Origin of the sequence: Mucilaginibacter sp. UYCu711 (genome assembly GCF_050433825.1) — a bacterium.
In the GTDB taxonomy this organism is placed as follows: Bacteria; Bacteroidota; Bacteroidia; order Sphingobacteriales; family Sphingobacteriaceae; genus Mucilaginibacter.
This window is the reverse complement of the sequence record NZ_JBNPWM010000002.1, coordinates 390,342-415,015: the sequence shown is the minus strand read 5'-3', so window position 1 is coordinate 415,015 and position 24,674 is coordinate 390,342. Positions and strand designations below refer to the sequence as shown.

The 24,674-nt window shown below is 39.2% G+C and carries 20 protein-coding genes; all 20 read right to left on the bottom strand.

Features of this window, described 5'->3' with window-relative positions:
* Nucleotides 1-273 precede the first annotated feature (273 nt).
* Nucleotides 274-2,292 carry a hypothetical protein gene (locus ABIB50_RS05890; RefSeq protein WP_429378060.1) on the bottom strand — a complete coding sequence of 673 codons (2,019 nt, stop codon included), beginning with the start codon at nucleotides 2,290-2,292 and terminating at the stop codon, nucleotides 274-276.
* Nucleotides 2,293-2,485: 193 nt separating this feature from the next.
* A complete protein-coding gene (locus ABIB50_RS05885) occupies nucleotides 2,486-4,792 on the bottom strand; it encodes a hypothetical protein (protein ID WP_429378059.1) in 2,307 nt (768 codons plus the stop codon).
* Nucleotides 4,793-4,965: 173 nt separating this feature from the next.
* Entirely contained in the window at nucleotides 4,966-6,948 is a 1,983-nt protein-coding gene (locus ABIB50_RS05880; protein ID WP_429378057.1) for a hypothetical protein, read from the bottom strand.
* 275 nt (nucleotides 6,949-7,223) lie between these two features.
* Nucleotides 7,224-7,463, bottom strand: coding sequence for a hypothetical protein (locus tag ABIB50_RS05875; protein ID WP_429378055.1), 240 nt, complete (start codon nucleotides 7,461-7,463; stop codon nucleotides 7,224-7,226).
* Nucleotides 7,464-7,468: 5 nt separating this feature from the next.
* Nucleotides 7,469-7,930, bottom strand: a complete 462-nt coding sequence (locus ABIB50_RS05870) for a hypothetical protein (protein ID WP_429378054.1) — start codon at nucleotides 7,928-7,930, stop codon at nucleotides 7,469-7,471.
* 8 nt (nucleotides 7,931-7,938) lie between these two features.
* The gene (locus ABIB50_RS05865; RefSeq protein ID WP_429378052.1) at nucleotides 7,939-11,163 is read right to left on the bottom strand and encodes a hypothetical protein; all 3,225 of its coding nucleotides are present in this window, start codon (nucleotides 11,161-11,163) and stop codon (nucleotides 7,939-7,941) included.
* 8 nt (nucleotides 11,164-11,171) lie between these two features.
* Nucleotides 11,172-11,918, bottom strand: a complete 747-nt coding sequence (locus tag ABIB50_RS05860; RefSeq protein ID WP_429378050.1) for an SDR family oxidoreductase — start codon at nucleotides 11,916-11,918, stop codon at nucleotides 11,172-11,174.
* 13 nt (nucleotides 11,919-11,931) lie between these two features.
* A complete protein-coding gene (locus tag ABIB50_RS05855; protein WP_429378048.1) occupies nucleotides 11,932-12,963 on the bottom strand; it encodes an ABC transporter ATP-binding protein in 1,032 nt (343 codons plus the stop codon).
* Nucleotides 12,960-14,579 carry a hypothetical protein gene (locus ABIB50_RS05850; protein WP_429378046.1) on the bottom strand — a complete coding sequence of 540 codons (1,620 nt, stop codon included), beginning with the start codon at nucleotides 14,577-14,579 and terminating at the stop codon, nucleotides 12,960-12,962. The genes ABIB50_RS05855 and ABIB50_RS05850 overlap by 4 nt, the downstream gene beginning before the upstream one ends.
* 2 nt (nucleotides 14,580-14,581) lie before the next feature.
* Nucleotides 14,582-15,913 (bottom strand): extracellular solute-binding protein, encoded by a 1,332-nt coding sequence (locus ABIB50_RS05845; RefSeq protein WP_429378044.1) that lies wholly within the window; start codon nucleotides 15,911-15,913, stop codon nucleotides 14,582-14,584.
* Between the two features lie 160 nt (nucleotides 15,914-16,073).
* A complete protein-coding gene (locus tag ABIB50_RS05840) occupies nucleotides 16,074-17,897 on the bottom strand; it encodes a hypothetical protein (RefSeq protein ID WP_429378043.1) in 1,824 nt (607 codons plus the stop codon).
* Nucleotides 17,881-18,912, bottom strand: coding sequence for a hypothetical protein (locus ABIB50_RS05835; RefSeq protein WP_429378041.1), 1,032 nt, complete (start codon nucleotides 18,910-18,912; stop codon nucleotides 17,881-17,883). Before ABIB50_RS05835 ends, ABIB50_RS05840 begins: the two co-directional genes overlap by 17 nt.
* Before the next feature lie 3 nt (nucleotides 18,913-18,915).
* Nucleotides 18,916-20,019, bottom strand: a complete 1,104-nt coding sequence (gene traM, locus ABIB50_RS05830; RefSeq protein ID WP_429378039.1) for a conjugative transposon protein TraM — start codon at nucleotides 20,017-20,019, stop codon at nucleotides 18,916-18,918.
* Nucleotides 20,020-20,024: 5 nt separating this feature from the next.
* Nucleotides 20,025-20,348, bottom strand: coding sequence for a hypothetical protein (locus ABIB50_RS05825; protein ID WP_429378038.1), 324 nt, complete (start codon nucleotides 20,346-20,348; stop codon nucleotides 20,025-20,027).
* A gap of 2 nt (nucleotides 20,349-20,350) precedes the next feature.
* Nucleotides 20,351-20,971, bottom strand: a complete 621-nt coding sequence (traK, locus tag ABIB50_RS05820; RefSeq protein ID WP_429378036.1) for a conjugative transposon protein TraK — start codon at nucleotides 20,969-20,971, stop codon at nucleotides 20,351-20,353.
* A gap of 29 nt (nucleotides 20,972-21,000) precedes the next feature.
* Nucleotides 21,001-22,200, bottom strand: a complete 1,200-nt coding sequence (traJ, locus tag ABIB50_RS05815; RefSeq protein WP_429378034.1) for a conjugative transposon protein TraJ — start codon at nucleotides 22,198-22,200, stop codon at nucleotides 21,001-21,003.
* Nucleotides 22,201-22,210: 10 nt separating this feature from the next.
* Nucleotides 22,211-22,858 carry a TerB family tellurite resistance protein gene (locus tag ABIB50_RS05810; RefSeq protein WP_429378032.1) on the bottom strand — a complete coding sequence of 216 codons (648 nt, stop codon included), beginning with the start codon at nucleotides 22,856-22,858 and terminating at the stop codon, nucleotides 22,211-22,213.
* Between the two features lie 10 nt (nucleotides 22,859-22,868).
* Nucleotides 22,869-23,525 carry a hypothetical protein gene (locus tag ABIB50_RS05805; RefSeq protein WP_429378030.1) on the bottom strand — a complete coding sequence of 219 codons (657 nt, stop codon included), beginning with the start codon at nucleotides 23,523-23,525 and terminating at the stop codon, nucleotides 22,869-22,871.
* A gap of 22 nt (nucleotides 23,526-23,547) precedes the next feature.
* The gene (locus ABIB50_RS05800; RefSeq protein ID WP_429378028.1) at nucleotides 23,548-24,231 is read right to left on the bottom strand and encodes a conjugal transfer protein TraI; all 684 of its coding nucleotides are present in this window, start codon (nucleotides 24,229-24,231) and stop codon (nucleotides 23,548-23,550) included.
* Nucleotides 24,232-24,294: 63 nt separating this feature from the next.
* Nucleotides 24,295-24,663 carry a hypothetical protein gene (locus ABIB50_RS05795; RefSeq protein WP_429378026.1) on the bottom strand — a complete coding sequence of 123 codons (369 nt, stop codon included), beginning with the start codon at nucleotides 24,661-24,663 and terminating at the stop codon, nucleotides 24,295-24,297.
* Nucleotides 24,664-24,674: the final 11 nt, after the last annotated feature.

Genomic DNA, 24,674 nt, shown 5'->3' with positions numbered 1-24,674 from the left:
AAATTCTTGCAAGGTCTTTGAATTGTAAACACCCAAAGCCACTTATCAGTTTTTTGCCCAAAATCGGTTATTGCTTTGCTTTTGCTCAAGTGTAGCAAACCTTCGCGTTTGATCTTCGAGGCGGACTGCGACCGAACCAAACCGCTATCTTTTAATTGGCGCTTCATGTTTTCCATATTTGTGGCTCTTTGCGCGGCGTACTGATTTATATTGACGTACTTTAACAATTCAAATATTATAAGTTATTTAAGGCGGCTTTCCCAAATTCATCTTTCATAAATGCGATTCCCCCAGGCCTTTTAATTTTTCAATGAGTACAGTATTGGCTCCTGATGCATAAAATACATTGTCTTCTCTGGCATGATCTGCTTTCAGAAAATTTAACCAAAACGTTTTTGCGTACAGGTATCTTTTTGCACTCATCTTAGGGTTATTCCCGGTAAGAAAAAATACATGCCAATCTTTTAAGTCAATATTCTTATGATTATCCAAAATCTGCGCGTTTGGTTGAGTAATTCCAAATCCCTTTTCCAAATTCAACTCCGGAGAACAATTAAGGCCATCAGACATTATAATGATTGTAGGAATGAATTTTGAAGTGTCAACCTTATATAACATGGCCACATCAAAGGCCCCGATAATGTCGGTTCCGTTTCTATACGTGCTTCGTTTTAAGTAGTTTACAATGCAACTATCGAACTTGGCCAATTCATTTTTTAAATAGGAATCAAATCTCGCTTTTTGAAGTATATCTGCTTCCTGCGGCGGATCAGTTTCATCCTTAAATGTAGTCTGATCGGGTACTGTAATGGTGGCCAGCTCTGTACTATTATTTACGGTCCCGGCGTCAATCGGTAATAAAATTATCTTATCCCCTGGTTTTGCAGCTGCAATTGTTTGTCTTAGATTGTTTTTGTATTCGATCTTGGTATTGTAATCAATGCTACCACTTGCATCCGGAAACATCAGGAATAAACGATTTTTGACCGGTTTTGTACAGGAAGATGCTGCAAACAAAAAACCTATCAGCAAAAATAAAGCAGTTGCAGGTAGCGGTGACCTATTGGCGGCCGCTTCCTTGTTCCCCTTCGAAGAATGTTGCGCGATAGCATTTTTGTATTCAACTTCAGAGTCATCTTTAATCCCTTTTATGTCCAGGTTACCTTTGGTAAGATCACTGTCTGAATTAAGAATTGGAAATAAAAATAAATCTTTATCCTTGCTTATTATATCCCTGAATTTTCCATAAACATCTTTATCAACTACAAAACCTGATTTTCTTTTTTCAGTATTAAACTCCACTGATAGCTCATTAAATTCAACGTCAACATCGCGTTTGGCTAAACGTTTTAAATGTAGCACCAGGTCACACGCTTTTTTGATAGCGATTGAAACCCCTTTTTTATAACAGGCAAATTGTTCATTTATTCCCTTTATAAGCTTATGTAATATTTTTAACTCTTTACCATGTTTAAGCATAACCTTATATAAAATGGCATATTTCTGGGCTTCATTCTTTGATATGGCTAATAAAATACCAAAAATGATTGCCAGTGCACAAGCAAATATTGCTGCCCAGCTCGCGGAAGATGCCTTTCTTATAGTACTATTTCTTAAAATATCATCGGATATCAAATTGGGGTTGACGGAAGACTTTAACATTAGATGGCGGATGACGGCCATAACAAGAATGGCACCGAAACCAAAAACTACAAGTACAATTCCTATACGCTGCCGGCTTTTAAAATTTTCAAATTTATCGTCTTCAATAAGTTGCTTTTTATGAAGGTGTTTAGCTTCTATATATTCCAGGATTAGGTTGTATCCTATAGAAATAGCAAACATAATTGCGATGGCAAATACAAATGATGCGGCTAACCGTAATATGGTAGTTAAAGTTTCGCCACCAATGGTTGGTATGAAAAAGGGACTTACTATATAGTATAATCCCACTTCGGCTAACACCATCATGGTCATCCATAGATAGTTCATCCTTACTGCTTTCCTATGACGTGAAATTTCCGAGGCAGATAAGATAGGAAAGTGCATAGGGATTTTTCGGCCGTATTTATCTCCTTCTTCCAAAAAATTATCAAGACGGGTTATCTGCGCTTTTAGGGCATTGTGAGCAGTTTGCAATTTGTGTAAAAACTTATAGTTTAATTTTTCTAAAGAGTTTATACAGGAAGTCTGCAATTGCTCTGATTTAGTGGATACTAATTTGTCATTACGTTTAGCCTCATTCCGTAGCTTGATAGCTGTAATGATATTGAATTTGTAGAAAGTGCTCATATTGAAATAATTTTAGATTAATGGATACAGTTAATTGTTTGCCTTAATTAATTTTAGAGTTATGAGTAGTTAGGAATTTTGTATAATGTTTTTACCAGGTATATTCCTGTTTCAAGTCCCAACTGTTATAAAATGAAAAACTCCATACCTTTTACAGATATGGAGTTGGTAAGCGTTAGCAAAATCGGATTGCCTAATAATCGTCTTTATACACGCCGGCTTGTTTTTTACTTCCTTTACTTTCGTCATATTCCAACACGCCATAACTTGACCACTTTCCCATCATATCGCCATGGAACTTCAATAAGGCTTCCGCCCATTCATTCTTGCTGGTGTAGAGGTGTTGGGAAGATCTTTCGGCATAAAAGATCGCTGCCGTTCCTGGAAATTCTTTTTGCTGGTACTCGGGGATTCTTTGAATTACTTTTTGGACGATTTCCTTAAAGAAAACATCCATATTTCCGATGGTGATTTTGGCATCTTTTTTTATTGACTTCGTGAACATCAGCTGGGTCCTGAAAAATTCCAAATAAGAAATAAATCGCGAAGTGTTGACGGAATGTTTTGTATCGGGTATTGCTCGCTGTAATGCTATAATTTGCTTTTGTAAGCTTTTAATTAATTCGTCTTTACCAACCAGGAATAAATAAAGTTGATGTAAAAATGACTTTAATATCCTAAAATTTGCACTATATCTCCCTTGTCCTCCAGTAAAGAAAATATCAAAGTCTTCGTTTTTCAATAATTCATCTAATACTTCCTGAATATTTAGCCATGTTTCCAAACTATCTGAGATCAGACCAAGCAGGGCTGATTCCTGTTCCTCAGTAACTTCAATATCCCTAATATTCATTTGGTAGATCAGCCATTGTTTTTCTTCGACAGTCATATTCCAGGGATATTCAGCAAGTGAAAGAGCAAGGTTATAGTTAATTTGGTTTTTGGCAGTAGTTTCCTTTTCGTCCCCGGTATATTCATTCCCTTTTATAATCTTCAAAACGTCTTTTAACTGCCAATCTTGATTATATTGACTATACCATATTGCTACCCTTCGACAAATACATTTTTCCAAAAAAATCTTGTAGTATTTCTCGCTAATAAGTGGATCATCATCCATCGAATCTTGTGAATGCTGGACCTTTGCCTTTTTTGCATCAAAGTTTAATGCAGTATATCCTTTCAAGTTAAAAGGGTACTCATTTTTAACGATACCTTCGCAATAGAGCTTTGATCGCAGGTTTACATAATCCTCACCAGTTTGATAGTTAAACGAATTTCTATGATGCCTATAGTAAGGCTCGAAAAACTCCCAGGTGTCAGACGTAATTCTTGGCAGCCGAACTATTGCTTCCATATTTTCGTTACCCATGTCTACCAGGTCATCGCAAAGAATTTCAATAGTTGAGAAATTTTCGAGATAATCTTTTTTCGAGAAAACCTCGACCCTGATGCCATAATGCCTGAAACTCTGCATTAGAAACTTTCGTGGTAGGGATGATAGCGCCGCCAATCTCAAATAACTTGGACGGTCAATGGAGAGCTCCTTTAAAAATTGATAGCCTTGTACCAGTTGATGGATTTTTAAGCCATCCACCTCAACTTCGAGTCGATAATCTGATAGCACCAATACAATCTTGTTTTTAGAAATTAAAAATGATTGGGCTTCTTCAGCCGTTTGGGCACAAAATACCCGAACGTCTCTTTCTTTGAGTTTCTTAACGATAGTGTGTGAATTGGTGATTTCGTCGTCTAACAATAACAATGCCCAATTACCCTTTGCTTTTACAAGAGACCCAGATCGCTCAGAAGGAGCATATGTTTCCATTAATTCAGTGCCAATATTTTCAACAAAGCGAATGGCATCATTGAGGTTCTCTCTCGTTAGGTTCGGGAATCTGATGTTAAATTCATGAAGAACCTGGCCAGATTTTTGGCTGAACAAACTATAGATCTGAATAATCGCATTGTTTATTTTCCCCTTGATAATGTCTTTTTCTTCACCCGATTCTAAGCCCGAGCTCTGAAGCCCGTTCAACGAATGCAGCAGCATTTTAACCATTCCCGGCAGGCTGCAATAATTGTGAACAACATCATACAATTCCAGGTCATTTAGCGGCTTAACCATCGAGAATACTTCCAATAGTTGTTCCTTTGAAAATGGTAGTTGGATAAAACCGTGGCCAATTGAGTTAATTATGCCACGATCTAATTTATTTGCGTAAGCTTGTTTTCTTGAAAAAACAGAAGCAAAGATAATAGGCAGGTTGATATCGGCCCTGCGTAATTTTTTGGCAAGTTCAATACCGTATAGTGCTTGGAGTTTCACCGTTGCCCCGTTCTCCTGACAGCTTAATTCGCAGAGGATCACTATATATGAAAAGTCTGTAATCGATAAGTTTAATAATAAGTCGTCATAAGAATTTACGATCACCGAATGAGCAAACCAGGATGTGAGGGTCTTTGTATATTCATGATTATTCCATAATATAAGTTGATTCATGATTAATTTATTTTGTTGTCAAAGAACATCGTGTAGTTGATTTCATAGTAAATCTCATGCCATCACATAGGAACGAAAAAAATTCTTTGTGTTTCTTTGATATTTTCCTTCTAATTGCTCCAATTAAAGCAGTAAACTGCAAATAATTGACTACTGGTATATTCTTTAAAATTTTAAAGTTGTCGATCAAACATGAGCATATTGTATGTCGTTTTCAAATATTTTTCAACCTCATCTAAATTTAATTTCAAAAACCAATCGTTGTATTGTTGCCTTTTTCTCTGATCCGAACTATTAAAATGGCTTGCATAATTTCGTGCATTATACAACGTTAACTCTTGGGATTCTATTCTATTTAAAACTGCGTTGGCTGAGTATTGTAGCGACTGCCCTCTTTCAGGGTTTTTTACTGTTATCCGTGCTTCGTAGATATTACCCAAATTCTTCACAACATTTTCCAATTGTTTTTTACTTTGGGTTTGTTTATATATCATTAGCGCCTCCTTTATGGCTTTAAACTCTAAAATTATCCGTTGTCGGGTTGTTGTATCCATCGTTGTTAACTGATAATTTGGGGATTGGTAATCAGGATATATCCTTTTATTATACTTAGGATAAACACTGACCTCATTTACAATATTTATTATTCTATTTGATAGCGAATCTAATTGCAGTTGATCAACGATCTCCTTGAGGTATTGTGTATGGGTAAGGCCTTTAATAAATTGTCGCTTGTGGATAAAGGTAAAATGCTCATGTAATTTTTCTACTCTCTTAGTTGTAGAGGAAAATATAAGGACAGGAACTTCCAAAGCAGCATTCTGCATTAACTTAAGCACGTAAAATCCATCCATCTCATTTGGTTGTTTACTTTCAGATTCTTTAGAAAGATGCATGTCTAATAGAACAAAATCATATTGATCTGAAAATAAAGATTCTAATAGCTCCATTGCGTTTTTTGTTGCAATTTGAATATCTTTCATCAAATTTCTCAATTGATCGTCGACATCTTTCCTTCGTTTTGATAACTCCTCTATTTGTTTTTCTGATTTATTAGTAGACGTTTTTGCTATGTTAATCTCTTCCTTAGCGTTGCTTATTTTTGTGATTAAACCGGTGAGTTTCTCTGCCATTTGTTTTGACTGAGCATTAATATTTTCTGTTTTAGAGTACATCAACACTTCCAACAGCCCATTTTCCTTCATTAGGTCTTTTAATAAACTATGGAGTTCGTTGGTTTTAGTTATGACTACATTTTCAAAGGTTGCCAGATTTTTCTTGGCGATTGCACAAGCATTTTGAGCAACCTGTATTTGAGCTGTTAAAGTATTTTTGTTTTCTTTTAGTTCTTGATACTGATCATTTAAGGCAATGCATTTATTGGTAAAATTATTAAAGTCGCTTCTGCATTTAATAATTGATCTTTTCATCTCCTCGATCAATTTTTCTGCGCCGCTGGTAGTTGAGCAAATATCAATAGTCGCATTTGGCATTAGCTTTAACAATGCCGACTTCCATCTATCTCCAAGGTCATCTATCAAAAGAATGTTTATTTTTTCGTTAATTTGGGTTTTATGACCAGGTACCGGTTGAAAAAAATAGCCCTGTCTATAATATAATTTTTTATACCAAACAGGTTGCTGTTTAATTTCTGCCTTCCCCGTTTCTGTTTCTTGTTCGAATTGACTAATCGCTATTTCATTTCTAAACTGGTGTTCACTTATTTCATTGTCGCCTTCTACATTAAAGAGAAATGGGCAGATATTTTCGGTCAGTGGATTCGGTAATTCAATATGTGAACCCTTCATGGGTAATTTAATTCGTTTGATCCCTGGGGAAAAAAGGATGAGATTTTCGATATTCTGTTCTATGTAATGCTCGATGGGCATCCAATGGATAAAAACGATGGGGCAATTGTTGGTATCTCCTTTTAACGGGGTAAGCCGAACATGCTTTATAATTTCGGCCCCTTTGAATTCAATTCGCTTGGACCCGTTTAAAATCAACTCAGAATAAATTAAAATTAAGTTAGGATTTTCGTCTTCTAACCCAAAAAGCAATTGAGAAATTGTAAGACCACTGGTATCCAAAAAATCTACCTCCAGTCCATTAAACCGGGATAGAATTTTGGTATCAGATAACAGTACAATCTTCATAGCCAAATGGTAAGGTTAATGAAAGGTAATAACATATTTTAACATCTAATAGCAGTTTTTGAGCGCTGATTAATATCTCCTAAATTTTTCAACTTTGTTATAATTGAAAACCCCGAATAGTAGTCTTTTATTAGCAAACGATTTGAAACTATTTGGTCTGCAATTAGCACGACTTATATAAGCCCGATCCGTTTAATACAATCAGTTCCAGTGTTACAAAAGGGAAGTCAATATTGAACAGTATTTTAAGTTAAGATACCGATAGTTAGTAAAGGTTAGTAATCGGAAAGGAGGGTATCTCTTAGGATACTGAGCTTATTGGAATGGGTCTGATCGTCCAAAGGTTCATTTTGAAATTTTTCAAATGCATCTGCATAAATTTTGTTAGCTGCTAATTTAGCTGACAGGGTTTGCTTTTGCGCTTCTTTAAGAGTGAGGCAGTTGTGTAGTAATTCCAATTTGAGCTCAAGTAGATCAGAATCTTCCCTATCTGCCTCATTTGTAAAAGTGGCCATGTTGATTATATTTGATTAGTTAGGTTTTTTAAATGGCAAAAAAAATCTTGCTCATTATTATCATTAAACGAATATGAGGCATTTAATACGTGTAAATAATGAAAACCGTCGCGATTATGATGATCGCCCTCATCCCCAACTGGAACATCTGCTTTTCTGTACTCAAAACAATTTGGGAATATTTCTTTAATTAGCTTTTTATGTTTATCGTATTCATCCGCCGATTTGTGGTAATAAATAAAATAGTTATTGGCTTTCCTCAATTTGCTGAGATAGTCCCTTAAAGCATACTCAAAACTATCTAAGTCGTTATCTTTAATAAAGATGATCGCTGGAGATACCTGATTTGCATAACAAACACTAAGGTATGTGAAATCTTCATCAGTAATTTGTTCTCCCGAGAAATAATTTTTTAAATAATTCCTCGTTGTATCATCCGCTTTTGTAAAGACTATAATTGTATTCATGGAGATATCTATTTTAAGGCCCTTGAATCGAAAATTGCGTTGACTAAATGTAGTTTTGATTTTTCTTCTATAATATGTTTGGCGATATTTGAATAGTGTAAGAATCTATAATACGGCTCTATGTTGTCGGGAGTTCCGCGTTCGCTAATTATAATGACCCTATCATTCGCAAAACCGTTGGGAATTATTTTGCTTATGATATTTGATATAGAAAGGCTTGATTTGTCAATGGTTAGTTTTTCAATAATGCCGAGATGAATTACTATGAAATTAAAAAAATCGTCTTTTAATGCTTTTGTAAGATAGTTTTTTATTTTTATTTTGAAATCTTCATTGAAATTTTCAACATTTAGGTTTAGATCTTTTTTATGCGGAACAAAAATATAGGACAATTCTAAAACTTCCCTGGTTGTAAGCTTACTTTGGGGACTACAGCTGTTGTAATTTGAATTTACATCTTTATAATATTTATCTCCAAACCGTTGGATTCTTTCATCAACAACAACAATGTTAGTTTTTGCTGCTTCGTAAAACTGTTTTAGTAGGTAAGGTTTTTTTTGTATTGTAAAATCTCTAATAATCTTACCGGCAGCTACATCACTTTTATAATCCTCGTAAAAAACACTATTTAGGCCTTTTTTTAATGCCAAAACCTTATCTAATCTAAGGCTATGGTCATCAAAAAACAAACTGAAGGATTGGTGATCAATTGTAGAGTTTTCTACGATTTCAAATAAGTTATCAGGTCCCGCCGAATAATTGATCCGGTCGAAATTTAATTCATTGGAAGCATCTTTGAAATTAATTTTATAAATAGAAAACTTTTTCGGGGAAATCCATTTATCATAAAACAGATCTATTAAGGTTTCTATTGACTTGTTAGTGCCTAAATCATCTGAATCACTAATTGTCCGGGGTGTCAGCAATGCTTTATCTTTATCTTCAATATCATCACCCGAATAAAAACCGCATAAAGTATCGAATTCAGTTGGGTTTTTTGAATCAACAATTCCTTGTTTTAGAAAATCGATATTTAGCACGTCACTTTTCGACAATTTTAAAAAAAAAGGCTTTTTTATGAAAAACTTGTATCTAAGTGTTTTGTCAGTCGTAGTAATAGGTTGCACTGTGAAAATCGGAAGATTACCTAATTCGTTTAGGTTTGGATTATCAATACAATGAAGAGGGATATTATTAAGATAACATAACGCTGCTTTAATTTCAATATATCCTAATCCTTCTTTTCTTAATGATTCATTAGACAAAATTGGATCAGCAATTAGTTTTTGGATTCTTCCATAAATATTTTGATTAATTAGGGACCCATCTGAAATTTCAAAACAATAATAATACAGGCTATCAAAGTCAAGTTGTTTTATTGCGATGTTTAATTTGTTATTCTGATATAAAGCGCCAGTCTTTTTTCCGTGTTTAAAATAGTTTCTTATAAGATTCTCGAATATTATATAAAACGCCTGATAACCCAATGAATCATTAGGGATCGCAATAATTATTTTTTTAATTGCATTAGAAACATTAAAGCTATTGAATCGCTTGTTTTCCAATCCCGAAATATATTTTTTTACAATCTCTAATTTTTGAAATGAACTTAAGACATTTCCAAAAGTGGCAGGCGCAAATGCATTTGATATATTAGAAGTCAAATCAGCATTATATAACATTCTTTGACGCAAATAATATTTAAATTCACTTAAATCTTTAAACTTTTCTACTTCTATATCATTTGCCAGTATGTGACTGCCGGTGTTGTGGCTTGTTGTCCGAGCATTGACCTGAGAAACTGCTGCACGAGTTGCCTGACGATTAATTTGACTAAATAAGATTGGAATTAAAGTTTCTTTTGCTTTTGGTTCGATAAGTTTATATTCGGTACGCCAAAACTCTGTTACAGTATTTTCCGGTTTAGTATTAAGCATCGCGGTGCGACGCCAAAACGCAATATGGAGTAGGCCTTCTAAATTTTCAACCTTAACACAATTAAGTAGATAAAAAATTTCGACAGCATCATTAGGAAACTTTTCGGACGAGCTTTTTTTTTCGATCCCAAAAGTTTTGGGTTTATTTGAATCCGGATCAGGTTCATAGAAAATGCCGGTGTGCAATAATGGCAAAAAAGCGATGATATGGTCATCATTTAATGTATCCAGGTTATGCCTAACTAAATACTTGATAGTATTTTCATTACACACAAAATATTGGTAATGTATAAAACGCTTATCTGATTTTGGATTAAAAACATTTTCTAAAATCTTCCTTTCTTCAAGGAAATTGTCGTATTGCTCGTAATAATCTTTATATGGCGCATCCAATAAAAAGTTTTTTGTTCCAAAGGCATTGGTAGAAAATGAAACCAACCCTATTTTAAACTTGTTTTCATTCTTATCTTCCTTTTCATTGAGATCATTAAGAAATTTAATGTAGCGAAGTATCTGACGATTATTCTTATTAAAAAAATTGTATTGTTTGGCTTTGTTGCTCAGTGTAATTTTATAATCAGGTAACTGAAGAAAAAGATCAAACAGTATTTGACCTAATAACTTGCCATATTTTTCATAAGCAGAAATATGTCCCAAATAATTATCTTGATCGGCTCCTGCAGATAAAGTAAGCTTTTTATTATACAAATTAAGTATGGGAGAGGTTTCTAAAAAGTCAATTTTTGAATGAATATCCTTTATTTTCTTTTTAGATTTATTATCACAATCAGAGATTTTTTTCGCAATTGTTTCTTTAATATTATCAATTACATCTTCCCTGAGCAAAGGGTTAAAGGAATAAATAGCAATCTGCTGGATCTTATTTTTAATTAACTGCTTAACTATGGTTTTATCGTCAAAGATTTCTTCGGATTTTGACGTGTACCCATTTGTTTCATACAAATTGTCATTGTCGACAATAAATGCAGAATGGCCTCTATCCATCCACAAAACATTTATGTTGTTTTCTATTAATATTTTAAGGATGATTTTATTATTGGTAGCCCGATCATGGTTTACGTTGTAGAAATAAAAGTACAGGGAACAGTTATCATCAGAAAAAGAAATTTTGGTTGTTTCGCCAGCAGTCAACTCATTAGCGGTCTTAAGTTTAAAGTCACTAATTGGCTTTTCAAAATGTCGCTGTAACTTTTCAGACAAAACTTTTACACACTCAACCGTTGGATAAGGATTGTCATCTATTAAAAGAATATTGTGTACAGCAGTAACATTCATTTCATATTTTACTTTTGTTTAATTCGCTCAAAATATCCTTGATTGTAGTATGAATCACTGTATTTATAGCAATTAATGACATTCCCGTTAGCCAAATTATTACTTAATTCGGCAATTTCAATAACTGTTTGGGATATCTCCTCAAGGTCTAAATAGTTGTAATAATCGCCAAAAGGTTTAGAGTCTTTGTTTTGTTCAGTTTGCAAGGAAGACAAAGCAAGTGAATTAGCTACAATATTCTGATTTGCATATTCATGCGCAATACATTTAATAGTTGCATCTACAGCTGCTTTGGCCGCCGTAAACGGTAACATGTTAGGGAAATTATAAACGGTCGCATTACAACTGAATGTTAATATTTTCCCTCCCCCTTTTTTAACCATCATTGGCAAAACAGATTGCAAAACATTGTAAAGAGTGCCATAATGGCTATCCATCATATCTTTAGCTCGTTTAGTATTGACACTAAGGAACGGGACGTGATCCCAAAAATCACCGGCAGAATGGATCAAGACAAACGGCTCCGCAAAAAACGCATCTATCTGTTTCGAAACAGCATCATTTGGACGGATATCCAATAAATCAATTCCAGGTATGTATTTTATTGTATCACTGCTTAAACCATCTAATTCTTTATTAAATGAACGGGAAATCATTATCATTTTACAACTATCCCCATATTCACGGGCAATTTTTATTGCAAGTGCCTTACCTAATCCTGAAGTTGCTCCCGTTATTAAAAAAGATTTTTGCATTATTTATTCTGCTTTATTTACTGATTAAAAGACCTTGATGGTCATATATGTTATATTGTCCCTTTATGCTTATTTTTATTACCTCATCTAATACGAGACCGCTTACCAACGCAAAAGGCACCAGCCATTCCGTTTCAGAAGAATCGTGTTTTAGTACACCAAATATGGGAGAAAGTGAGGCCACTCTAAATTCCCAACCTTCCGAAGATGTTATTAATATATTATTTTCTTCGATTAGCCAATACTGTGTAGCGTCTTTAAATTTAGCAATTTTAGTATTACCATTTTCGTCTTTTGTGACAGGTAAAATTTTGACATCAGGGAAGCGAAATACATTAGCCGCTTCCAATATTGGAGGAGCTTGCAAAAACTGCTGGATAGAGCCGATTATAGGCTCGGTAATGCAGTCTTTTATTTTGTTAGGTGTCAGATAAACAATGTCATCTGCAATCAATTGCGCTTCGAGTTTATGGTGGGTGATATACAATACAGCCAGGTTTAGCTTTATAGTTATTTCCCGTAATTTATTTAAAAACGATCTTTTAACTTCAGCATCTAAACCATTGCAGGGTTCATCAAGAAGTAAAAAATCTGGTTTTATACTTAACGCCCTCAATAATGAAAGACGTTGTTTTTGACCTCCGCTTAATACTGTCACATTTTTTGTCCGGACTATTACCTCTTCCAGGTCGAGGCTTATAATCAATTCCTTGTATAGTTTTTCATCAAATCGATTCTTATACGCCCCGGCGAATGAGAAATACCGTGCATTGTCTTTCACAGATAAGTGTTCAAACAACACAGGCTCTTGTGGAACATAAGCAATTACAGGATTTGCAGGCTGCATGACTATAGTGCCCGTTTGCGGCTTTTCAATCCCAAGTAATAATTTCAGCAGCGTACTTTTACCGGCACCACTGGGCCCCATAATAGCGGTAACATTGCCACTGCCAGGCGATAGTGTCAATTGCCAACCAAAATTCTCAAATATTTTAATTCTACTATTATATGTAAATGACAACCCGGTTATGTTAATCCCTTTCATTTTATTTCGGTGTTTTTTTGTGCTTTTTCCAGGATACCTCTCCAAAGTAATACAGACAAGAACGCTAACGATACAGAAACTAACAAATAACCGAAAGCCTTTGAATAATCAGCCCCCCGCCCTGTTATTAGCATCTTAAGGCCTGAAGCGAAAGAAGGAATATAGTCGGAAAATAGATTATTTAAGATTGCCTCGTTCCAGATAAAAGAATAGCCTATGATGAACAATAAAAGGTATTCTGCTTTAAAACGTGACAGGAATGAAAGCTTTATTACTTCTTTCGCTTTCAATTTAAAGACCCCAATGTAATTTAGCTCATTGGTAGAAACTCTGAAATGATTAAACAAGGCAAAACTCCCCAAAATAGGTAGCGTAAGAATTACATGACCAATCATCCATACCAAATAAATTATATTTTCGGAACCGTAGCCTATGCTGCTCATCCATTTATATCCGCATAATAAAATTATAATTGGTGGAATAAGCATCAATAAGAATAGGGTTATAAAAAACGGTAGGGAGCGATTATTGAATGTACTTAATTTGTACCGCCAACCTAACCTTGAAGCAATACCAAAAATGATAGCAACAACCGCAGATAAAATTGATGCTAATAGCGTCATTATTAAAGGAAATCCTAATTCAAGAAGATTTTTTCCAAGACTAAACGGAAGGCTGAACATACCCCAAATTACAGGAACTATCACCGATAATGAAAGAATAACAGCAAATATCCTGCTATTTAAGGCCCTACTTCGTGATATAAAGGATTGCTTATGTTTTTTAAACGAATTGTAAACTTTAGCTTTAGCAATTCCTTTGAAGAATATTCCGGCAAATAGAAATAGCAAAATAAATGTAATGGTAGCTATAATAAATACCTCCATACCTGCGGTGAAAACCACATTTTCGGCATATTTAGGGTTGATTAAAAGCGTTGACTGATAATTTCTGGCCAGCCAATTAGTGATCAATTCGGAATTCGTTCCTTGTGATGCTTTGAACAAGTATGATATTTTAGATTCTTCAAACAGTGAAAAAATAAAGCCTAACAACAGTAATAAAATGCTGAGATCACGGGTTTGAGGAATATATATATCCCTAATTTTTTGAAAGAATGAAAAATTAGTTGCCTTGGCATAATCAAACCATTTTATAGGGATACTTTGAAACTGCAACCAAAACACATAAACAAACAGCAAACCGTATTGCCATATTTGTAGTAGCATCAAAAATAAAAGTTTATATACACCTCCCTTTTGAACAATATCTGCGAAGAAAACCGAATCCCCTATAAGTAGCTTGCAAATAAAGGCAATGGAAATATTGCCTAATACGGCCGGTAAAATAAGGACACTTAAGTTTTTGCCCAAACCTGAAAAAAATGGAACAGTTCTAAGTGCAATTGCTCCCCAAAAACCAATGGCGGTAAGTAAAATACTTGAAATAACTGAATAAAAAATTGTCTTTTCAACTGTGTCGGTAAAAAGATTGGTGTTATTAATTAAAAACGCAAAATTGATATGAAAGGCTGTAAGTAGAAATGGCGATATAAGTGATAAAATTACCAATATCATTATACAGATGACGATGCGCCACTTTATTTGCGATCCCATTTTTATTGATAAAACTTAATTCTACCTTTTTCAATCTCGTCCTTTGCCTTTTTTAATCCGTCTTCAACGCTAATTTCGTTATTCCAGATTTTTTGAATATATGTTGTGATAACATTATTTATCAGATCCGCGTCAGGACCGGCTTCCAACATATACTCGGCCCGGTCAAGTGATATTTTTAGTGCTGGCACGTAAGGGATTTTTTGCACCTCCGGCGCGTCATACGCACTTTTCAAAGGAGAACACAGCCCTTGCTGAACCATTTTTATCTGATTATCTTTTTGTAAGAGGTATTGTACATAAATAAAATCCTCTTTTACATGCTTGGATTGCTTATTTACAAAAAATGCTCCCCCCGCTATCATAGATTTATTTCCAGGTGTCGGCGCAAATCCAAATCTTGGATCAATTTTACCATTTCCATTGTTAATTAATCCCCACATATAGTCGCTCCATATAATACCCATTGCGACATTCCCTTTTTTTAATATTCTTCTTTCTTCAACTCCATCTACAGTTGTAAAATTGCCCGCGTTAAATGGCTTCAGGGATTTGTAATAATTTGTCGCGGCGACAGCTTGTTCATTGGCAATAAGCACAGACGTAGAAGCGCTACCCTCCCATCCCTGGTCTTTATCTAATACTTTCCCTCCAAATCCTTGTAAAAAACTACACCACTCATAATAAAGCCACCCGCCAGTTGAACCTTGTAAAGCTACTCCATATAAATTTTTATCAGGCTGTGTAAAAAATTCAGCCACTTTTTTAAAAGATTCCAAGTCTTTTGGAACGGCTAATTCTATTCCGTATTTGTTACGAAAGGCCTGTTTCTGTGCTGGGTCATTGAATAATTCCTTATTGTACACTAGCAACATAGTATTGGCTGCAAATGGATATGATATTGGCTGAATTTTTGAACCATCTGGTTTGGATGGATCGGCATAATAATATCCAACTTCCTTCCACACATTCTGAAACAAGTCATTTTCAAAACTGTAGTTTTTTGAATCAGATTGGGATTTCAATTCATTTAGGTTATAAACGTAATTGTTTCTGACGAAAGAAGACAGCGAAAAATTATATTGCAAAACAATATCGTATAGCCCGGTTTTATTAGCAAAGTCTTGATTGGCTTTATTGAAAGCATCTTCAAAAGTATTCGGTTTAAAGTCTAATTTTACAGAGCTTTTCTTTTCATAATCAGATTTTAGGGTCTGCATAGATTGAATTGTAGACGAGTTTTCGCCTATAATGGTGATCTTATTTTCATTATTAGAACACGATGAAATAAAAACCGTTAATAACAAAGCCGCAAGCAATAATTTATTTCTCATAATACCTATATAATAACAACTTTAGTGTCTTTTAAACTATAAAAGGACGTGGTTAGTAATAGTTAGTAAAAAATATATGACCGAGGTTAACCCTTAATCACAACGCTGACTTTAGCACTAAAAAGCCAAAGAGCCTGAAATTAGGCTCTTTGGAATTGATTTATACAGTCATTTTACTTTTTCGCGACTGCTTTTTTCCTGGCAGCTCCTCCTTTTGCTGCTTTCCTTGTCTCTCATTATTGCTTTGTTTTCGCTCAGGCTGTAGTAATTCCTCCCGCTTGATCTTTTTCATTTGGTGGTCGTAAAGATCCACTGTCTTATATTGCGGGCTGGCTGCGATAAAGTATTTCTTCTCTTCGCCGTTGCGTTCTACGGTGATTTGTTGCGTATTGCCCTTTTTTAGGGAACGGTACAGGTTCTCGGTACCTTCCGGGGTGGTGAGATCTTTGATGCCTTTGTCTTTAAGCACATTTTCCAGGTCAAAGCCGTAGTTCTCATTAAAACGTTTGATCTCCTTGTTACCGTTTTGGGTCAGCTTCTTATCGTCCAGTTGAAGCCAGGCATGGTATCCTTCACCTTCTTTGTTGAATAGCTGCTTGTAAACAGCGCGGCCTTCCATCAGGTTAAAGGCTTCTTTGGCGGTGATGCCATTGCCTTTATTGATATAGAAGGTTTGGTTCTGTTCTTTCTCCTTGCCCTTGTCCAACGTAGTGTCAAACTTATTGAAGAAATACATTTCCTGGTTCTCACCGGCTTTGAAATGCAGCGTGTGATCTACCTTCTGTTGGTTAAACTCATGTTTGGCCGCCAGGGTAAATTCCGGGGTTTTCGCTTTGATCTGTTTTTCTAATGCTGAATTAACCTGTTCGCCAAATCCAAGGTTCAACAGGGCTTTCTTTAGAAATTCTAAATTTTGTGTGTTCATGGGATTTTGAAATTTATGGGCGAGGTATTGATAAGCGTAGCTCATTTTGTTTAACTCGTCCGGGTTATTGATCTGTTTTAATGGTATGTCAAGGTGTACGTTGGCCGGAAAGGCCTGGCGTTGCCGGAAAATAAACCGGCCATCGCCGTTGTCGCCGGTGATAAATTTTTCGGCGGGTGTACCGGCGAAGTGTTTACGGGAAAGGCCGCTGGTGGCCCATTTGATGAGCCATTGATATTCGTCGTTCCTGCCGTCGTAACCGGTGGTCAGCTTTTTAAGGTCTTCAAAAACCTGGTTCATTTCCCGCAGCACCGGATTATTTTGGATTTCCTCCTTGCTGATCTCACGGCCAGGGTGTTGCTGCCAGTCAATAGAGGCCATGCGGGCATCCAATTCACGGATATCCACGCCATTATCCTGATAGTGCTCAAAATCTATCTGTGTGATGCGCGGCCATAGTTCATAGCCTTTGAAATGCAGCCGTTGATTTTCGTCTAAATTCAAGGAAATGGTGATGGGCAAACTTTGACCATCTATTTCCTTTTCCAACAGCACCTCTTTACGATAGATCTCTTTTTCAGGTAATGCTGATAACTGTTCTTCCAATCCGTCCGAGTAAAGACCGATTGCTTTCATCTGCGGCACGATAGCCGCGATGTCAATTTCCCTTTGGGTCGGATTGGGGCTTAGGCCCAGGCTGACACGCGTTTCCTGCCGGTTCATGGGCGATCCTGCAATATCAGCGGTAACGTCCGGGCGTTGAAGCCGCCCTTGCAAAAGCTGGATCGCTTCACTTACAGGCACCTTCGGTGAGAAAACCTGGTCGCGAAGTTGCCCCCCCGATGTGAGGATGGCATCGTAGGTATCAAAACTGAATGTACCGGTATAGTCCTTCTCCAGATTGATCTGGAAGCGGGTGTTATCCTTTTCCGTGTAAAGAGAAGCATAGTTGTATTCGGTGTACATGGCCTCCCGCAATTGGTCAACGATAGCCGGTTCATTAAAGCCGATATCCGCCAATTGCGTTTTGAGTTCGTAAAAATTAATGCTGGTGTCCATTTTTGACCCCCTTTCTCATTTTTTGTTCCGGTACCCTCAGCGTCTTGACGCTGGCCACTTGCTGTAGCGCATTCTGGTTCAGTTTCTCCGAGGTGATCGGCCTGTCTTTGGCATCAAAGAATTTAAGGGCCCTGTTTGCCGGGTCGGCCTGGACGGATATGCTTTGATATTGCTGGCCAACTTTCCAATGAGCGGGCGCACGCTGGCCATTTTCCAGATAGCTGATCAACTCAGGCTTGCTCCCCGTGATCTGCGGGATGCCGGCAACCACGGATTTGATATCATAGGCAAAACCGGGGTCGTAATGCTGAATGCCATACTTGGTGAACTCTACCCAACGCTGGCTCTGCTGACCGGAGGCGTCAGTAAAGGTTTGTTTCAGCGGGCGGCCCTCCAATAAACTCCAGGCCTGGTTCGCTTTTATCCCCGGCCAATCCTTCAACCTGAAATCGTGCGCGGTGCCGATAGCGCCTTTATATTTGATGGCCGCATAAAAGCGATCCAACTGAAAATTGCCCTGGTTATCCTTGTCAAAATACAAGGTGAAGGTCAGCCGGTTTTCGGGATCAAGTTGGCAGGCCAAAGGCATAAATACGCTGTTTTGCTCCCGGTCCAGGTGATCTTCGAGACGGCCTGCGACCGAACCGAATCCACTTTCTTTCAATTGGCGCTTCAGGTTTTCCATATTTTCGGCTCTTTGCGTTGCCAGCTGCCGCAGGTACGATGGCCCGTCGTACAAGCGGTCTTTTAAACTGGCAAATAGCCTGGCAATGACATTGGGATAGATCTGCCTCTCCAGTTGTTGTATCCGGTTGGTCAGCAGAACCATAAAGGGGCGTTCATCCAGCCGGGCGGTTTCCTGCAGGCGATGTGCGGCCTGGCGTAAATGCGTCAGTTGCAGGCGGCACAGTACCTGTTCGTCGGCAATTCCAGGCTTGAGCAGCGGCTCCATTTCTTTTTTTCGGTCGTCCCAGCTTTTAAATGCCAGGAGGACCCGGTTGGTAACTGCGTTCATGGTTTACTTATTGATCTTTAGCAATACCGGGTATTGGTCTTGCAACTTTACTTTGATCTTTTTGACCTTCTTGCTGAACAGGCCCTTGGCGGCATTGACACCACCGGCGGCCGCTTGCGCGCCCAAGCTCTGGTCCATTGTCAGGAACTGCATACTTTGAATAGCGTTGTCTGCTCCGGACGATGCAGCCCCGCCCAATTCAGCTTCCGGAGCCGGGATGCCGGGCATCCCGTCAAGGCTGAATACGGTAAGGTTTACGGGGATTATCTGTTTGTCCAGCCGTATATTTTGGATGGTCAATAACAGGCGCTGATTAGTGACCTGGCAAATACCGAAAAGTTCCTGTCCTTTAGGCAGAACCTGGTTTTTCAGGGTAACGGTATCTGTTAGTTTCAGTTTAACGGCCGCGCCGTCCTTAACTTTCTGCTTCCCATCCACGATTGCCGGAATTGCCCTAAAGGCACTCTCACTCGCCTTTTTCTTACTGGTTTGTGCATTGACCATCTCCGGGTTTTGGATAGCCTGGATTTTGGTCAACATATTGCTGAGTTGCTTCATTTCAGGATCTTCACCGCCTGAAGACCGCATCGCTTTCATCATTTTATTCATTCGCTTAACTTCAGGATCAGGTGCTTGACTGGCGTAGGCAGCGGGTTGTGGCTGGTTGATCTGCCGGTTAAGTTGCGCCAGTTTTGCCTCGATCTTTGCCGATTGCTGATCCGCATTATTCGCATAGACGGGCGTAGTTGCTTGCGTGACCTTAGCGGAATCCGTATGCGATACGGCTTTGGGATCAAAGCCCATGGCCTGTATAAAATTCTTACTGACACCATCCTTCGTTTTAGACGTGTCTTTTCCTGCGGACTGGTAGATGTCCATTTTGTCTTTTTGCTTGTTATCCTTGAACTGTGCCGAAGGCAGGGCCATATCAATGCCCCGTTCAAATACAATAGCTGTTGATCTCCCGGCATCTTTGCCGCCGCCCAATGCCCAGAATGCCATGGTCATAAAGGGAAGGATGAGGATAGGTATGGCCAGGTAAAACTTGCGTTTTTTCAGAAACTCCTCGGTATGTACCGTAGTGCTGCTTTGCTGTTGATTTTCCATAATGTTTACTTTTTTTTGGTTAATGGATCTGTTGGTTTTAAATGGGTTGTTGTTGGTGAGCCGTCGGAAGGCAGGCCGATATGTGACGGCTGGAAACTTTGCCGCTGCATGGCGATCCTGCCGAAAGGAACGGCCAGGCAAATGATCAGCCCGCAAATAGCGATGCCACAAAATATCACCAAAAGCCATTGCTGCCTTTTTTTGGAATAGCGGTTGATCCACTGATTCAATGCCGCTGCCAGCCTTCGTTGTCCTTTAATAATCGGATCGGCAATGCGCTCGGCCATGCGGTCGTTTGTTTGGTCTTGCTGTTGGTTATTATTGATCATCGCTATTGATTTTGAATAGTGGTATCCTTGTTAGCCAGGATCTGCCAATGCTGAATGAGGAAGCCGTGCGGGTTATTATCCGTTTGCTGTTGGACATCCCGGACTTCTCCCTGGGTGACCAGTTTCCGGTAAACCGTGCCGCTGGAGCGGACAAGTTTTTCCGTAGCATAGCAGGTAAATACATAGGGGAATTGCTTTCCTTGTAATTCGGTGCTGTCTATTTTGATCTCCTGCGAGATATTGGCCGAGATCAGGTTATTATAATAGCCGGATTCCTGTAGGTTATCATACTGACGTTTGGCGGATTCATCTGCGAGGTACAAGGCTTTGGAAACGTTGGCATGGATCGCCTTATCATCCGGGCTGAGGTCAAAAAAGTACTGGTGAAAGGTTTTGATATGATCCCTTAATTCTACCGGCAGGTTATGATTGCGGTCAGCGGCCACGGCTTCTAAAACCTTTCCATTGTATAAAATATGGATGCGGTTCTGTGCCTGGTTGATGACCTGGTTGCTTTTATAGATACAAAAGCACATGGTGATCACATTGCCGATGATCAGGAAAATACTGAACTGTTTAACGTGCTTGAAAGCGGTGTCGATATTTTTGAGATGGGTAAACATGGTGCTGATTTTTTTAATAGTGAATGATCTTATTTCCCGGACAGTTTTTGTTCCTGGTAGTTGTCCGACTTGCCGCTGTTACCGGCACCGTTATAGCCCTCCATGAAGTTTTTAGGAAGGTTGGCGATGTTGGAAGCGCCTTGCTGCATTCGCGCGCCTGTGGCAGAACCGGCCTGCATGGTCGTATTCGAGGCGTGGCTGACCATGGTATTGACCTTTTGTAATAAGCCGTTACCACCGCCTGCATTGACGATATAATTCGCTACGCTCGGTACGGTGAAATACCCGATGATACCTATTATGAGAAAGATGAGATATGCCGTATCGGTGGAACTAAAAAAGGTGTCACCGGCAGTTTGTACCTGCGAAATATCCAGCTTTAGCATATTCTCCTGTACCTTGCCAATGATGGCCCCGAAGATATTGGCGACCGGTAGCCACAGAAATACATTGATATACTTGGCCAGCCAGGTCGTGAGCGTATGTTGAAATCCGTCGAAAACGGATAAGCCTAAAACGATTGGCCCCAGTATAGCCAGTACGATCAGGTAGAAGGTCCGGATGGTATTGATACATAAGGCAGCCGCCTCATAGCATACTTGCAGGATCTCCGACATCCATTGCTTGATAGTATTACGAAAGTTATAAGAGGCCTTCGCCATGGCAAATTTCATGTCGTTGCCGATACCATCTATGATCCCGGAATTGCCACTGCCATCGGCATCTTCCGGATGGGTGTATTTATACCAGCGATTTTCATCGCCGCTTCCGTTCTCACCAACATACATTTGCCAGGTATCGGTTTTTTTTATGGCATCGTCCTTCGCCTTTAATAATTGAGCGATGGCCGCATCCGAATTTTGCACCATACTGCCGGTTGCGCTTACTGTTGGCTGCATGATGCCATTGATCACCGCGATCACCGTCGGGAATAACAAGATGGCCAGGCCTAAAGCAAAGGGGCGCATTAAAGGGTAAAAATCGATAGGTTCAGCGCTCGCGATCTGCCGCCATACCCTGACCGCGATATACCATAGTGCGCCGAAACCGGCGATGCCCTGCCCGATGCCGATCAACTGGCTGCACATCGGCAGCATATCATTATACACGCCGTTTAATGTGCCCTGAAGGCCCTGAATATCGGTAGCGAGTCCTTCGGCATGAGAAAATAATGGAAAAAATATCCCTGTCACCGCTATGAAAGCGGTTGTTATCACTGTCTTTTTCATAAGCTTGGATTTAGTTGTTTATGCCATAAAGCTGTTTGAGTGTTCGCGTATCTGCCGCATCCTTGCTGCGCTGAAGTGACAGGGAAACGCCCTGGTTATTAAAGGACCGCAGGAACTGAAGTTTGTCCGAACTGGTACCGTACAGGCGGTCGATAGCTTTGATCCTGTCCGCGTCGGACATCCGGAGTTTATTTGCGGTGATTACATTCGTGAGTTCTCCCAAATTATCCAGGCTCTCTGAGACCAGCCGGGAGTAAACATTGCTCATATAGCTGAGTTCCGATACGCTGAAGCTGCCGCTTTGCTGAAAGAGTTTATTATGCCGTTTATATTCGCTGATCAGGCTGGCCTGCATCGAGATGATCTCCGCGATACGCCCGTAATTCCTGACCCCCGGACTAACCGCCATCAGGCCCGTGATATAAATATTATGCAAGTCAAAATTGCCTTTAGATAGGGAGGATATCGTTCCGTATCCCTGCTGGTAGATCTGGTAGCCGGTTTTCATATCCGACAGAATGCTTTTCATCTGGGTCAGTTTTTCGATATCCAGTAATAATTGCTGCATTTCCTGGCCTTGCGCAAAGCAGGATGAAGCTTTAGAAAAGCCTGTGAAAACAAGGCAGCAGGCGATCATGAGTTTTAATTGCTTTTTCATCACTTTCGGTTTAATTGATACCATAAATCTGTTTAGTTACCAAGACCTGGTTTTGTTCCTGCTGTCGCCGGATTGCGTATAGTTTGGCCTGGGCCGCAAAGCCTGATGCGAACCGGTAGTTTTCCATCATCGCCGTATGGATCTTGTTAACGAGCGCGATCCGTTCAGCATCGCTCATCTTTATTTTACCGTCGCTGACTACGATTTGCAGGGTATTGAGTTGCTGGTCGCAGTCTTTCAGTACGGCCGAGCGCACTTGCTCCAGGTAGCTTTTTTCCTCAGCCGTCATACCACTGATCTGGCTGATATCTTTTAAACGTGCCAATATATCCTGCTGCCAGGCCATGATCTCTTGTATCATCGCGTTGTTTTTGACTAACGGACTAGCAGTTTTCATCCGGTTGTAATAGGTGCTGTGCAGACCGTTTTCTGTTTTTAATGTGCCGGAAATAGAACCCAGGCCGTTATTCGCGATCTGGTACCCTTGCTTTAAATAGCCGGAGAACACCTGTAAAGCGGCGATCTGCTGCAAAAGGTATTTCTTTTGAGTTTTCTTTTGTGCGAACCATTCAGCAAAGGTCTGCGCCTGTGCGGTGACGGCCATCCCTGAACTGATCGCGGTGAACAGGGAGAATACCAATAGGTATCTCGCCTTGCGCCGTATCACGGAAGACCGGACTTTTAATGCGTTAATTGATTCCATAAAGCATTTTGGTTGTTTGCGTATCCCCCAGTTCCTTGCTGCGTTGCAGGCTCAGTACCTGGTTTTGAGTATTGAAACGGTGCAGGTCGCTGTAGTTTTCGTCCAGGTGGTCGCCTGCCTTATTGATCAGTTCCAGCCGCTGCTCGTCCGTCATCTGCGTTTTATTGCTGTTCACCACCAATAAGATCTGGTCAAGGTTCTGCACACTTGCCGACAGGATGCCTGAATACACATTTTGCATCTCGGACAACTCCGCAGGACTGAAATGTTTGTCCTGCCTGAGCATACCCCAGGCCCGGTTATATTCGGCGACCAAGGCCACCTGTTTAATGGTCAGGTCCTTGATCCGCTGGTAGTAGGTGATCACAGATTTGATCTTCCATAGTTCATCATAATAACCGCTGTACAATTGCTGTTGCTGCCCTGTCCAGCCCGAGATCTCCGAAAGTCTTAACCGGGACAGTTGGTTCTCCAGCACCTTTTGCGCGTTCTGAAGCCAGATGGTCTGGTTCTGCATCCGCTGTACTTTCAGGTCAATGGCTTTGATCACTTTGGTAACGGTCAGCTTGATGACCTCACCCACCACGAACTGGGCATTTGCCCTTTCGGCATTAAAGGAAACCAGCACGATGGCCAGGCTTACCGGTAGTGTTACTTTTAAAATTTTCATAAAGACCTCCCTTCTGCCGCTCAGTAGCGGCAGTAAATTGAATAAATGATGAATAATTAAACCTTATTTGATCTTCTGGTACGTCGCACCGAAGGACAGTGAGCCTTTGTCGGCATTGACATAGATCTGCCGCCCAAGCTCTGTTTCCTGGAGTACCTGTTTATCCTGATTATAAGTCGCTACCCATTTTTTTGTATCAAATTCCTTTGGTAATACTTTTCCTTCTCTCATCCGGTGGTAACCAGATCGCCTGATAACATGGTAAGTGCCTGCCTCTAAGTTGTAAGCTTCAATGATCAGCGTGTCATTAGCGATGCTGTATACATTTTTAAAAGCGGTTACGTAAACCCCGGAAATTGTACCTGCTGTTTTGTTGCAGGCAACAATTATGAATGTGCAGCCGATCAGTATTAGCATTTTTAGCGTTTTCATATATTTCGATT

What these genes read in the sequence shown, in the direction of transcription:
- ABIB50_RS05890 (WP_429378060.1), bottom strand. Translation starts at nt 2,292, where the DNA reads ATGAGCACTTTCTACAAATTCAATATCATTACAGCTATCAAGCTACGG.
- ABIB50_RS05885 (WP_429378059.1), bottom strand. Translation starts at nt 4,792, where the DNA reads ATGAATCAACTTATATTATGGAATAATCATGAATATACAAAGACCCTC.
- ABIB50_RS05880 (WP_429378057.1), bottom strand. Translation starts at nt 6,948, where the DNA reads ATGAAGATTGTACTGTTATCTGATACCAAAATTCTATCCCGGTTTAAT.
- ABIB50_RS05875 (WP_429378055.1), bottom strand. Translation starts at nt 7,463, where the DNA reads ATGGCCACTTTTACAAATGAGGCAGATAGGGAAGATTCTGATCTACTT.
- ABIB50_RS05870 (WP_429378054.1), bottom strand. Translation starts at nt 7,930, where the DNA reads ATGAATACAATTATAGTCTTTACAAAAGCGGATGATACAACGAGGAAT.
- ABIB50_RS05865 (WP_429378052.1), bottom strand. Translation starts at nt 11,163, where the DNA reads ATGAATGTTACTGCTGTACACAATATTCTTTTAATAGATGACAATCCT.
- ABIB50_RS05860 (WP_429378050.1), bottom strand. Translation starts at nt 11,918, where the DNA reads ATGCAAAAATCTTTTTTAATAACGGGAGCAACTTCAGGATTAGGTAAG.
- ABIB50_RS05855 (WP_429378048.1), bottom strand. Translation starts at nt 12,963, where the DNA reads ATGAAAGGGATTAACATAACCGGGTTGTCATTTACATATAATAGTAGA.
- ABIB50_RS05850 (WP_429378046.1), bottom strand. Translation starts at nt 14,579, where the DNA reads ATGGGATCGCAAATAAAGTGGCGCATCGTCATCTGTATAATGATATTG.
- ABIB50_RS05845 (WP_429378044.1), bottom strand. Translation starts at nt 15,913, where the DNA reads ATGAGAAATAAATTATTGCTTGCGGCTTTGTTATTAACGGTTTTTATT.
- ABIB50_RS05840 (WP_429378043.1), bottom strand. Translation starts at nt 17,897, where the DNA reads ATGGACACCAGCATTAATTTTTACGAACTCAAAACGCAATTGGCGGAT.
- ABIB50_RS05835 (WP_429378041.1), bottom strand. Translation starts at nt 18,912, where the DNA reads ATGAACGCAGTTACCAACCGGGTCCTCCTGGCATTTAAAAGCTGGGAC.
- traM (WP_429378039.1), bottom strand. Translation starts at nt 20,019, where the DNA reads ATGGAAAATCAACAGCAAAGCAGCACTACGGTACATACCGAGGAGTTT.
- ABIB50_RS05825 (WP_429378038.1), bottom strand. Translation starts at nt 20,348, where the DNA reads ATGATCAATAATAACCAACAGCAAGACCAAACAAACGACCGCATGGCC.
- traK (WP_429378036.1), bottom strand. Translation starts at nt 20,971, where the DNA reads ATGTTTACCCATCTCAAAAATATCGACACCGCTTTCAAGCACGTTAAA.
- traJ (WP_429378034.1), bottom strand. Translation starts at nt 22,200, where the DNA reads ATGAAAAAGACAGTGATAACAACCGCTTTCATAGCGGTGACAGGGATA.
- ABIB50_RS05810 (WP_429378032.1), bottom strand. Translation starts at nt 22,858, where the DNA reads ATGAAAAAGCAATTAAAACTCATGATCGCCTGCTGCCTTGTTTTCACA.
- ABIB50_RS05800 (WP_429378028.1), bottom strand. Translation starts at nt 24,231, where the DNA reads ATGAAAATTTTAAAAGTAACACTACCGGTAAGCCTGGCCATCGTGCTG.
- ABIB50_RS05795 (WP_429378026.1), bottom strand. Translation starts at nt 24,663, where the DNA reads ATGAAAACGCTAAAAATGCTAATACTGATCGGCTGCACATTCATAATT.